The following is an 11,772-nucleotide window of genomic DNA, read 5'->3' on the forward strand; positions in this document are numbered from 1 at the left end:
TGGCCAACTTCTGCCCACACTCGCTCACCGAACTCAAAACGACCGCCTGCAATCGGCTGCGCAGCGCACAACAACGCGCCAACATCATTGCCGCGTGCTGGAAGCAGGCCGAGTTGTGGTGATGTCGTCATTTATACAAGGATCAATAGTATCCGATGCTCATACAGCCAGCGCTTCAGCTCATGAAACAACTCGGTGCGGCTCGGCTGTCCCGTCAATCGCTCCTTGAGCCAGCGCGTGACGTAGCGGCGCTGGTGCTCAGCCATCGGACTGAAGCCGAGGGCTTGGTAGGCCAGCATCTGATGATTTGACAGTGTATCGGTGCGCCCATCGTAGAGTGCGTTGAGCGTGCCCATGTCCGGCGGTGTCACACCAACCTGGGCACCGACATGCGCCCAGAGAAATCTTGGCACCTGCTTGCAGGCGTCAAGCGTACGTCCTGTCATGCGGATAAAGCCGATGTGTACGGCAACGGCCAAGCGATACAAGGGGCTGCGCCGAGCATCAATCAGTGCGCGTTCCTTGGGGGAGTAGGTGAAGAACGTGGCAAGCTCGAACTCACTGAGTTCCCGTGGGATCTGCCGCATCCCGAGGTAGGCCAACCGCCAGTGATCCATCGCGCTTCTCCGACGCATGAGACGGACTGCGGAGGGTAGCGGCAATGAGAGGTGGTCGCAACGATCAACACGCTAATATGTCGCTTGAAGCACTTCAAAAAGCAAGAATGGGACAGACAGCAACCTATTGATTTATTGGCATTTTTCTTGGTTGGCGGCCCGGAAAGCCGCATGGCTACAAGAAGCGGCTACCCCGGTAAACTGCAGCGAAAACAAAGGGAGACCGATTACTGAGGCGGTTGCGTGCGAAATACGCAGAGTCACCCTCAACCCGCGCTGCGCATCCTCGTCCCTGTAGCCAATGCTGACCTGTGCGCCGATGCGGTCTGCGATCGTCCGGACTATGGACAGGCCAAGCCCTGAACCCATCGTCCCAAGTTACTGCACGACACTGTTGGGGCCTTCATCGCCAAGCACGAACGATGATCAGCTCGGCACTCTAACGGAAGGCGGGCGCCTCCCGTTAGAGTGCCGGTGCGAGCTGGGCGTTATCCGGCCGCAACTTGCGACCGGCCGGCTCGGCCGAACAGTAGTCACTCACCCCTTCGAGTCGCTCGCCAGATCACCATTTAGCGGGACGTACCTTTCACCAATCGAGTACTGGCGCGCTTCCTTGTTGCAGCCTCTTTCTGGGTTGCAGGCGAGTTCGCCACCCTTGCTTTACCGGCAACAACGTTGCCAGATGTTGATTTACGTGGCCCAGCAGATAGCTTGACTGGTAACGTCTTTGTTACCGATTTATTGTCCTCCGCAGTCTTCGCGTTCGCAGGTGGCTTGCGGGCTGTCGAGACAGCCGACCTGGTCGCCTTCTTCGCTGTCACCTTACCTGCCGGTGGCTTGTTACGTCCAGCAGCAGGCTTCGGCGGTGGGTAAGCGTCGGCCATCTCGATGCCAAACACATCGGCCACCAGCGCGTCGTCGAGCACCTTGCTGGTAGCGGGTCGCTTTGTGGCTTTGGGCAGGCCAGCGCCAGCCTGCCTGACAAGATCATTGACATCGACGCGGCGCAAGGCGAAGAGCAATTCCGGCTGTTGGTCGAGCCGCGCGCCGATGCCGTAGAGTACGGCAGCAACGTGCTTGCACATTGACGCCCAGTCCGGGCAACTGCAATTAAACTTGATTTCTTTCGGCACCGGGAAAAGACCGGTGCCAGGTTTGCAGATGCGCTCCATCACGGATGTCGAGAGCTTGCCCTGCAATAGCTCCACGATCGAATCGATCGACCCCGCGCAATCGGCGCCGATCGCCCGCCATTGCTTTTCAGGACACGCAGTCACGGTCACAGCGACCGTGTAGAGGCTCGAACCCATTACCTGCGCGCGGACTTCGCCTGCCGTGATCTGCAGGTCGATCACGGAACCGTTGCGCACATAGGTACGGCCCCGCGGCAGCCGGTTGGCATAGTCACTGTAGCCTTCCAGATTGTCGCACCAGGCCTTGCCCCAGAAGGTCTTGGCGATGGCGCCGCGATACGACGCGATTGGCGACAGGACCGCACCAGCCTTCTTCGCCTTCGCGGCGGCCAGTTCAGCCTTTTTTCTTCGCTCGGCGACCGAGACATAGGGCTTCCATCCCCCGTAACCGTAACCCATTGCGATTCCTGTTGACGATCAGTTTTCCTGCGCGGCATAAACGTCGAGCTTCACGAGATCGAGCAATTCACGATCGCTCATCTCGGTGAGCAGGAGTTCCGCGCCGCCCTCCAGCACATCCTTCACCAATTGCTGCTTGGCCTCGATCAATTGGTCGATACGGTCTTCGATCGTGCCACGGCAGATAAACTTATGCACCAGGACGTTCCTCTGCTGGCCGATACGGAATGCACGATCAGTCGCCTGGTTTTCCACGGCCGGGTTCCACCAGCGGTCGTAGTGGATCACATGTGAAGCGGCGGTGAGATTCAGACCCGCCCCACCGGCCTTGAGCGAGAGCACGAAGAAGGGTGTCAGCTCATCCTCCTGGAATCGCTTGACCAATTCGCGGCGCTTGGCTACCGGGGTGCCGCCATGGAGTACCAGACCTTCGCGGCCGAAGATCGAACCCAGGAATGCCGCCAGCGGTTCAGTGGTCTCGCGGAATTGGGTGAATACCAGTACCTTTTCCTGCTTGGCGGCAATGACTTCGGCCAGTTGGCGCAGGCGGGCGAACTTGCCGCTGTCTTCCGCCTTCCAGGCCGCGTCGCCCAACCACTGCGATGGATGGTTGCATATCTGTTTGAAGCGCATCAGGAAGCTCAGCACGACACCCTTGCGACCGATGCCTTCGGCGTCTTCAAGCGCGGCGGCCAGATCCTTCACCGCACGCTGATAAAGTGCCGCCTGGCTCGGGCTCAGGTGGCACCAGGCCTTGAGTTCGGTCTTGTCCGGAAGGTCGTCGATTACCCGCTTGTCGGTCTTCAGGCGGCGCAGGATGTAGGGGCGTACGAGCGTTCGCAGCGGACCGAAGTGCTCGGCCTTCGCCAGCCGCCTAGTAAAGTTGGCAAAGACTTTGTCTGAGCCCAGTAATCCGGGATGGGTGAAATCGAAAATGGACCACAGATCGGACAGGCGGTTTTCCACGGGGGTTCCGGTCAGCGCGATGCGCGATTGTGCCTGGAGCTGCTTGACCTGTCGCGTTTGCTTGGCGCCCGGATTCTTGATCGCCTGCGCTTCGTCGATAACGGCAACGCGCCATTGGATGGCCCCCAGTACCGGCTGGCGAAGAAGCGAGCCATAGCTGGTGATGACGAGATCGATGTCCGCAAGCCGCGCGGGGTCCAGCGCGCGCAATTCGGCCGCCGGCATGACCGACGGATGGGCGATCAGTAGGCGCAAGCCGGGGGCAAAGCGCTCGGCCTCTGCCGCCCAGTTGGCCAGCAGCGATGCGGGGGCGACCAGCAGACTGGGCCGGACCTCGGCGCTTTCGCGCTTCAGCACGAGCAGCAGCGAGAGTACCTGCATGGTCTTGCCCAGACCCATATCATCCGCCAGGCAAGCGCCCAGTCCGAGCCGGGTGAGCAGGTACAACCACCGCACGCCGACCTGTTGGTAGGGCCGCAGGTTAGCCTTGAGTTCCGGTCCCGGGCTGATCTGCGCCAACCCCTCCGGCTGACGCAACTCCTGCAGGATGTCGGCCAGCCAGGGCCCTGCAACAAGCTGCGACCAGTCGCGGTCAGCGGGGTCGGCGCTCTCGTCGAGCGAAACACCCGCCAGAAGGCGTAGGGCCTCATTAAAGGGCAGACCAGTTTGCGCCGCCTTTTCCATGGCCTCGAATCGCTTCATGAGGCGACTAAGCTTCTTCTTGTCCACCTCGATCCAGCGACCACGGATGAGTTGCAAGCCATCGGCGCCTTTGAGCAGATCCCTGACCTCGGAGGCGCTGAGACGCTCGCCGTCGAGGGAGACCTCCATGCTGAAATCGAGCAACGCGTCCTTGCCCAGGAGCGAAGGCGGTCGTGCTCCGACGCTGGCTTTCACAACGGGACGAGCAGGGCGGCCCGCCTGCCAGACGCCTGGCGTGCGTACGACAATCCCGGCGGATTCGAGTTTGGATAGGTCCGAAAGCAGGCGATGGGCGTCGAGCGGCGTCCAGCGCAGCGGATGGTATATCTCGCCGGTATCCACCATGTCGCGAAGCCAATCGCAGTGTTCCGCAGCGCGCTGCACCGGCAGCAGTAACGACAGGAGCTGCGCCTTGCTCCTGGTTCCCGAAAATTCCGCCAGGGCTTGCGACAGTGGCTGGTGTTGCGCTTTGCCATGGGCCGACAGGCGCGAGGTGTAAGTCGCAAGGAAGGCAAACGGTGACTCCGGGTCCTTGCGGTTCTCAGCGAGGTTGAAATGCACACGGCCGACGAGATTCCAGGCCGGGTGGCGCAACTTGAGGAAGTCCTGAAGCGAGACGCTTGCGGTCGCCAGTTCCTGGTGCAAGGCAGTATCGATCTCGCCCCACAACGTGGCCAGCACATCTGGCGTTAGATACTCGCCGCCCGTCATCGGCGGCGCATCGGCAATCATGGCATCAAAATCATTGGCAGCAGGCGTTGCGACCATGATCTCGCCGCCTTCGGGCGTAGCGCACAAGGCGGTGACATAGCGCGCGGCAAAATCACGCCACCAGGCCCACGCGGGGGGCAAAATTCGGCCGATTTCAGCCGTTCCCAAATGCAGCAGGCCATGCCCCTCGCCAAATGCAAACGAACTCCCAAGCCGCAGTCGCGTATCGTCTGCCAATATTGGCGCGGCGTCCTCCGGCACCGCAAGCAGGTGTCCGCCGGGCGTCAGGTGTGGCGCGAGAATGTCGGGAGCAGTCAAAGGGACCGGTCCCAATCGCACCGTTGCAGCGAGCGCTGAAGCCGCATGTCTTCAAGGGAGGCGGCTGCGGAATCAACCAGCGGGCCCTCCCGCCTAGTTTGGACTGGGCGAATCTCCGATTGCGGCTGGTCCGAACGAATTAACGGGTCGACCAACCGTCCGGGGTATGCCTTTCCGCTGCGCTGCACATGTCTCGTGAACTGTCTATTCATCTGCTGTAGGACAAACTGATTGCTACGCATTAACCGACGGAAGCCCACTCCCGGCTCTGCTGCCGGGCGACCACTTTCAACCTTCGAGGCGGCCCCGCGCGAATTTCCGAATCTTGCCAAGAGAAACACGACTTTCCATGAAAGAGTGCCAAAACCTCAGTCACGCGAGATTGGATGCCGATGGCGGCTCCCGCCCGCGCGGTGGAAATCAACTGGCGCGCTTGTTACAAACGAGTAGATGGCGGAATGTCCCGAATGGCCGGTATGGGACATACTTAGAGGACACTGAGCAACTGCTTAAAACAAAGGGAGCCGCGCTAGGGCTCCCTTCACCTTGCAAGTCGACAATGGCTTAGGCAGCGGCGTCCTTGAGCTTCTTCATCGGACGGACCTTCACCTTGACGGTCGCCGGCTTTGCAGCAAACCACTGATCCTCTCCGGTGAACGGGTTCTTGCCGAAGCGCTTCTTGGTCGCCGGCACTTGGGTGGCGACCACCTTGAACAGGCCGGGCAGGGTGAATTCGCCCGCGCCTTTCTTGTGCACTGCGCTCAACACCGTGTTTTCCAGATGGGCCAACACGGTCTTGACGGTCTTGGCATCCAGTTCGGTTTGCGCGACAAGGTGAGCGAGCAGGCTGGACTTGTTGAACTTGTCACTCAGCGGCTTGGCGACCGGTGCAGCTACGGCAGCCTTTTTCGCTGGCGCCGCCTTCTTGGCCGCAGCCTTCACCGGGGCTTTGGTTGCCGGTGCCTTCTTGGCTGCAGGCTTGGCAGGGGTCTTCGCGACAGCTTTAGCTTTAGTTACCATGGGATTGAAGCCTCAATTTCTAGTGGTTTGGGCGCTGACCTGCCAGAGGCATGAGCGCTCGCTGGAGCATAGCAAAAACCGCGCTGCATGTGGGCTTGCCGTCGACCTGAGAGGACGCGCCGGGGCTCGCTCAAGTGCTTTCATTTTGACGGCGGCGGCAATCCGGCTGCAGGTTCGGAAACGGGCAAAGCCAAGCAGTTCGCTGATCGCATCGCTGGGCTGGACCGCGAGCGGTTGGCGGCGGCAGAAGGTATTGCGGAGAATTCGCGGACTCATGTCATCAACCTCAAAAGGCGATCGCCCCCAGTGCAGCGCGTACGATCCTCACGAGGCTGATCTCGGTGATCGCGGTGCCGGAAGCCTTGCGGGAGAACGCCAGGTCACCGGCTATCGGCATGGTGGCTCGGCGGGCCTACCAGGTCGAGAGAATCGGGACGGAGAAGGATGCGACGTGGCCAGTGCGGGTATCACCGCCCCATGCGCCGGAACCCGGAGTAGCCGCGGGCTGCTGGTCAACTACCTGTGCGGCGCGCTCTCTGCCACTGTGACGCCGGTGCCGAGGAAGAATGCGCCGATTGCTCGGCTGCGCAGTTTAACAAGATCGTCGCCGGCATGCGGCTGCACGTACGTCGGCACGCGGGTGTCGGCATCCTCGGGCAGATAGATGCAAAGAGGGTCGTCCCGCGGCTACCGGCCGTCGCGTACCAATTTCTCGGCGGTGTTGGCTTGCCGGACCTCGACGGCGAGAGCAATTGATGACGCTGGATGTGAAGTCGGAGCCAGGTCCCACTGCCTCGCGCCGGAAAACCAATCCATAACACCTTAGCCATACGTTGCAGTGGGGGAAAAGGCTCTGGTTAAGTCCTCGTAAAACACCAGGAGGATCGCACGGACCACCCGTACTTCGCGTCGGACGGATCACGAACGAGTCCTACGGTACAACCCTTGCTCGCGCCATACACCGTTCGAACCAGGGCCTTATCACCCGCGATCTTGGGCTTTTCGCTGACCCCAACCGGATTCTCGGTGAACGTTCGACGAACAAAGGCTGCCGCCGCCAGCTCCGCCGCCTTGGCGGTGCCGGGAGCTGTTGGCTTGTCAGACTGGGCGAATCCGACGGCCAGTGCCACGATCACAGCACCGGCTAACGCGGCCTGCCGAGGTCCTTTACCGGTTGGGCGTCGCCTATTTCCGACCATTCACTGAGCGGCCATGTTTACAACCATGCCGGCGGCGGCAAGCTTGTCCCGCAGTGCCTGCGCCTTGAGCGGATCACCCCCGATAATGACCACCTTGCCGACGTCCAGGCGGCGGATCTGAGTCGCCAATGCCTCGACGGACGTCGTCGGACATTTTGTCAGCGGAAACATCAAGCTCTTGGGCGGCATATTCAGTTCTCATCATTGCAGTGCATGTCCGGTCGCGCCATTGCGCCTCGGCGTACACGCATCGATGATAGCGTCGCACGGCCGTAATTTCACCCCCACTGCCGGGGGCCGGGAGTTTCCATGCCGGTCTCCTGGGAGAAGACTCGAGCAATTGTCGTCCGAAGGCATCATGGCGGCTCCCGACGGCGCTGCGGAGATAGCCGCGATTCCCGGGGAGGTCTCCCGCGGCAGGGAAGTCTCAATGACGGAGTCAGCCGATTTGTTGTCTAGATAAACCTACGTACCAAAGTCTCGACCAAGCCTGAAGCCCGGCATAAGCAGGTGATGTTGGCGAAGTGATTGGCCCGTACCGCAAGCACGAGCTTGCGCTGGGCCTGCGGAAATCCGCCTTTAGCTTCCGCGCACACGTCAACTCAAATAGGCGGCGTCTGGCGCTTGTCCGCAGCCTGAGTTCGCCGCGCAGGCACGGCGGGATCACGACACTACTGTGGCAAGGACTACATTTATGGGCGACCCTGCCTTTCCTGCACCCCGGAATGCCCGTGTCATGCGGGGACAATCAGCGGGAATCTGCGGATGTAGAACGTCAGGACGCGAGCAAGAGCAAAGCCAAGGCTAAATGATCCCCACAGCGACACATGTCAGTACCTTTTCCCCTTGAGTGCGCCCACCAGAAAACCCTGGATCGAGCCAGCGGCAACTCGAGGAGCTGCGTACCCAATTCTCGACGGAGCTGGAGCCCAGCCGCGAACAGGTGACCGTCGCGCAGGAGCGCGCCAGCGCTACCGAGCGTGCGCACCGAGCTAGCGGCGGTGCAGGCGAGGGCGCAAGACGCGGCCGTGGCTGGGGCTCCGGAGCGGGCACGGCTGCAGGCCGAGCGCGACACGATCAGCCTGCTGTTGGGGGGGAGGCAGAACAGGCGCTTGGGGCGGTGCGCTAATCGCCGGTACAATGTGCACAGATCGTTGTACTCGAGCTAGGGCTAACTGGAGCGTTTGTGGAGAAACCGAGTCGTGCAATGAACGTCCATCTAGGCGCGGACCTAAAGGCTCGCTGGACGGGATACTGCGTGGTCCCGGATAAGTTGCCCGACGCGCTCCTCGAGGACCCGAAAGGCCTTGAGGTTGAGGTGATGCGCCTGGCAGGCAAAATCGAGGGGCTTCTGAACGAGGTCGAGGCATGACCGACCTCGTATCCTCCAGTCCCGCCTACAGCGGCATCCACGGCGACATCGTCGTCTTGCTCGAGAGCGCCCGTCTCGTCGCCGCGCGCAGTATCAATGCACTGATGACGGCAACCTACTGGGAAATCGGTCGGCGTATCGTCGAGTTCGAGCAAGGCGGGCAAGATCGAGCAGCCTATGGACAAGCCCTGCTCAAGCGGCTGTCTGCCGACTTGTCCACCCGATTTGGGCGAGGATTTTCCGAGCGTAACTTGGAGCAGATGCGTTCGTTTTACCAAGAGTGGCCCCTTGAGCGGATTTCGCAGACAGCGTCTGCGAAATTGCCCCGCGCTCGAAAGTCGCAGACGCTGTCTGCGATTTCAGTGGGTACCGTGCTTTCGGAGTCACTGCGGTGCAATGCGGTTGACCTGCCTGCCCTTGCCAAAGCCTTTCCCTTGCCTTGGTCGGCCTATGTGCGTCTGTTATCGGTTAAAAATGAGCAAGCGCGCCATTTCTATGAAACCGAAACCTTGCGTGGAGGCTGGTCGGTACGGCAACTTGATCGGCAAATCAGCAGCCAGTTCTACGAACGTACCGCCCTGTCGCGCAACAAGGCTAGCATGCTGGAAAAAGGTGAGCTGGCCGAAGCTGGTGATGCGATCACGCCCGAGGAAGCCATCAAAGACCCATTCGTCCTGGAGTTTCTCGATCTAAAAGACGAATATTCCGAATCCGACCTCGAAGAGGCATTGATCCGACATCTGGCTGACTTCCTGCTTGAACTGGGCGATGACTTTGCCTTCATCGGACGCCAGCGTCGGCTGCGAATTGACGACAGTTGGTTTCGCGTCGATCTCCTTTTCTTTCACCGTCAACTCAAGTGCCTATTGGTGATCGACCTCAAGGTAGGCAAGTTCAGCTACGCCGACGCAGGGCAGATGCACCTGTATCTTAATTATGCGCGCGAACACTGGATGAAGCCTGGAGAGAACCCACCGGTGGGATTGATCCTTTGCGCCGAAAAAGGTGCATCAGAGGCCCACTATGCATTGGAAGGTCTGCCGAATAAGGTGCTAGCTGCCGAGTACCAGACTGTGCTGCCCGATGAAAAACTGCTAGCTAAGGAACTAGCCAAAACGCGGCGAGAGCTGGAGTCGCGGCGCACCGGGAAGGATGGGGATACAGAGGGCGCGGAATGAAACGTGGCCGAAAAGTTCGCTATCGCTCTGATGAGCTCGCCGTCATCAAACTTCTGCTCTTTGCCGGCGGCCTAGGACCTGACCTGCCGTCCCGTAAGCGTTAGCATGACTGCCTCCGTTGAATAACGGCTGGAGGGATGGTACAGCTAGATGTACGTTCGCCAAGCCTGAAGTTGTGCAGCAAGCTGTTGCACAATTGTGGTCAGTGCACTGACGTAGAAAGCGAGAGCGCCAAAACCACCAGATTTCGCGCAAAAAGTACGGCTACCCCTTACGGGCGATATCGTTCCCGCGCCCTCTGCGGAGCATCATCCGTTTCCTGCAGCGAATCGAGAAAATCCCGCGCCAGCGCGACACACTCATCAAAGCTTCGGTCGAAGCTGATCCGCCGGATCCTGGCGAACTGCTCGCGCATGATCGGCGGGCCCGCCTCGATTTGGCGCAGGAAGGCATGCTGCATGCCTCAGCAGAAACGGCGCGGCATGCGCGAGGGCTGTTGGTTCTTGCTCGACCACGACGGCAAGGTCGAAGAGATCCCGTGCGGTGGCGCGGTTGCCCCGATGGTAGAGCTTCTTGGCAACGATTTCGGCTGCAGTCTCCACTTTGACTGGCTGCCCCATGATCTCCCAGATCTCGAATGGCTCGTCGGTCAGGTTGGGCGAGGCCACGACGTCGACTTCGCCGGCGTCGAGGACCAGCTTCACGAAGTTCCCCCTGCTCCACATAGTCGCTCGTGATGCCCTCTGCGGTCTCACTCAGGCGGGGCGTCACGAACCCTAAATATTGCGGGTCCGGCACAAAGAGGTCGATATCGCGTGAAAAGCGATGGCGGTACCGGAGCATCAGGACCGTCCCGCCCCCGAAGGTCCAGAACGGCTCGATACCCCCATGCTTCCTGACCTCCTCCATCAGCGTGAAGGCGTGAGGGAACAGGCTTTCCCAGATGTCACCCTGCAGCTCAATCTTCATGCCCACAGCCCTCCGCGTGTCGCCGTCAATGACTGCGCGAGCCGTCTGAGGTTCTTCCAGATGTCGGCCGGTTTCCGATGCTGCTTCGCCGCCACCTCGGCCACTACCTTGGTGACGAGCTGCAGTGGCGCCTCATCCAGGATCTGGGCTACTTGCGGCCGAAACTCCGCCGGCACCTCGCCAGTGGCCAGCGCCCATTCAAGCTGATCAGGCGTGAGCTCGCCGGTGTAACTGACGTTTGCGCCCTTTGCGGCCATCCATAGCGCGCGGGTCGGCGTGCCCCTGGCCTGGCGGCCGGCTTCGGGATCGTACACATCAAGCGCCAGGCCGAGGACGTCCATCAGCCGGCCCAGCGTTTCGAGCGTGGCGTTCACGGTTCCATGCTCGATGCCGTTTAGGGACTGGCGCGACAGTTTGGCCATATCCGCCAGTTGCTGCTGGGTCAGGCCGAGGGCGATCCGCTTGTGTTGAATCGTATTACCCAAGAGTGCAGGGTTCATGGCGAAAATCTCCGATCGATGTGTCAAGTATAGACGACATAGACGGGGAAATGTTCCTTCGGCAATTGGCGTGCTAGAGGGATGGCCCCGCACGGCCCGACCCTGGCCCACCTGCAGGCCGCGGACTGCTTTACTGTGACGCCCGCGGACCCTAACCCCTGGGGCGGTGTGCTACCGCAACGCGCAGGGGCAGGAGACCGCGCCAAAGCGGGGGCAGACGACCGGGCCACTGCTGAGAGACCAATGAGGCAACTAAAATGCGCGCATGGCTTCCGTTCCTGGGCCGGCGATCTCCGTCCTTCAACTTCGAATTGCTCTGAGCGGCCTGAGCCCGCCGGTTTGGCGACGCGTCCTCGTTCCTGAGCACTTGACGCTTGGACAATTGCACAATGTCATCCAGGTAGTCATGGGCTGGGCCGACGAGCATCTGCACACGTTCAGCATTCGTGGCAGGCGTTACGGCGAAGCTCATGAGGGCATCTTGCAGTTCTCCACCGCGGCAAACGAACTGCCACTGACTGCGTTTCGTCTCCGCGAACACGAAGGCTTCGTCTATGTGTATGACTTCAACGCGTGGTGGCGCCACGAGATACGGGTGGAGCGGCGTAGGCTGCGGCAACATCCTGGC

8 protein-coding genes and 3 pseudogenes are annotated in these 11,772 nt (G+C 60.7%); 4 read left to right on the forward strand and 7 right to left on the reverse strand.

Translation table 11 applies throughout. The features are described 5' to 3' along the window. Positions 1 to 143: 143 nt before the first annotated feature. The 5 genes and pseudogenes from AC1DS6_RS41455 to AC1DS6_RS41475 form a co-directional block, all read right to left on the reverse strand. Positions 144 to 617: pseudogene (locus tag AC1DS6_RS41455) on the reverse strand (DUF4158 domain-containing protein); the annotation flags it as partial. 569 nt (positions 618 to 1,186) lie between these two features. Then, positions 1,187 to 2,209, reverse strand: a complete 1,023-nt coding sequence (locus tag AC1DS6_RS41460; RefSeq protein WP_477104681.1) for an SWIM zinc finger family protein — start codon at positions 2,207 to 2,209, stop codon at positions 1,187 to 1,189. Positions 2,210 to 2,227: 18 nt separating this feature from the next. Continuing rightward, positions 2,228 to 4,906 carry a DEAD/DEAH box helicase gene (locus tag AC1DS6_RS41465; protein ID WP_477104682.1) on the reverse strand — a complete coding sequence of 893 codons (2,679 nt, stop codon included), beginning with the start codon at positions 4,904 to 4,906 and terminating at the stop codon, positions 2,228 to 2,230. 564 nt (positions 4,907 to 5,470) lie between these two features. Continuing rightward, on the reverse strand, positions 5,471 to 5,926 hold the full coding sequence (locus tag AC1DS6_RS41470; protein ID WP_477104683.1) for an HU family DNA-binding protein: 456 nt from the start codon (positions 5,924 to 5,926) through the stop codon (positions 5,471 to 5,473). Between the two features lie 1,199 nt (positions 5,927 to 7,125). Next, positions 7,126 to 7,314: a hypothetical protein gene (locus AC1DS6_RS41475; protein WP_477104684.1), complete on the reverse strand. Its 189-nt coding sequence runs from the start codon at positions 7,312 to 7,314 to the stop codon at positions 7,126 to 7,128. A gap of 694 nt (positions 7,315 to 8,008) precedes the next feature. On the opposite strand from AC1DS6_RS41475, the pseudogene AC1DS6_RS41480 reads away from it, so the two are divergent. From AC1DS6_RS41480 to AC1DS6_RS41490, 3 genes and pseudogenes are all read left to right on the forward strand, one after another. Next, positions 8,009 to 8,192: pseudogene (locus AC1DS6_RS41480) on the forward strand (DNA-binding protein); the annotation flags it as partial. Between the two features lie 140 nt (positions 8,193 to 8,332). Next, positions 8,333 to 8,497 (forward strand): hypothetical protein, encoded by a 165-nt coding sequence (locus AC1DS6_RS41485; RefSeq protein ID WP_477104685.1) that lies wholly within the window; start codon positions 8,333 to 8,335, stop codon positions 8,495 to 8,497. Next, positions 8,494 to 9,675, forward strand: coding sequence for a PDDEXK nuclease domain-containing protein (locus AC1DS6_RS41490; protein WP_477104686.1), 1,182 nt, complete (start codon positions 8,494 to 8,496; stop codon positions 9,673 to 9,675). Before AC1DS6_RS41485 ends, AC1DS6_RS41490 begins: the two co-directional genes overlap by 4 nt. A gap of 362 nt (positions 9,676 to 10,037) precedes the next feature. Here AC1DS6_RS41490 and AC1DS6_RS41495 read toward each other — a convergent pair. Continuing rightward, positions 10,038 to 10,644: pseudogene (locus AC1DS6_RS41495) on the reverse strand (nucleotidyl transferase AbiEii/AbiGii toxin family protein). After that, positions 10,641 to 11,144: a helix-turn-helix transcriptional regulator gene (locus tag AC1DS6_RS41500; RefSeq protein ID WP_477104687.1), complete on the reverse strand. Its 504-nt coding sequence runs from the start codon at positions 11,142 to 11,144 to the stop codon at positions 10,641 to 10,643. Before AC1DS6_RS41500 ends, AC1DS6_RS41495 begins: the two are co-directional and overlap by 4 nt. Before the next feature lie 265 nt (positions 11,145 to 11,409). Here AC1DS6_RS41500 and AC1DS6_RS41505 point away from each other — a divergent pair. Beyond that, positions 11,410 to 11,772 (forward strand): plasmid pRiA4b ORF-3 family protein (locus AC1DS6_RS41505; protein ID WP_477104688.1); only part of this gene is annotated, 363 nt, incomplete at its 3' end.

The sequence above is a fragment of the Cupriavidus sp. 05L310 genome, assembly GCF_056398185.1.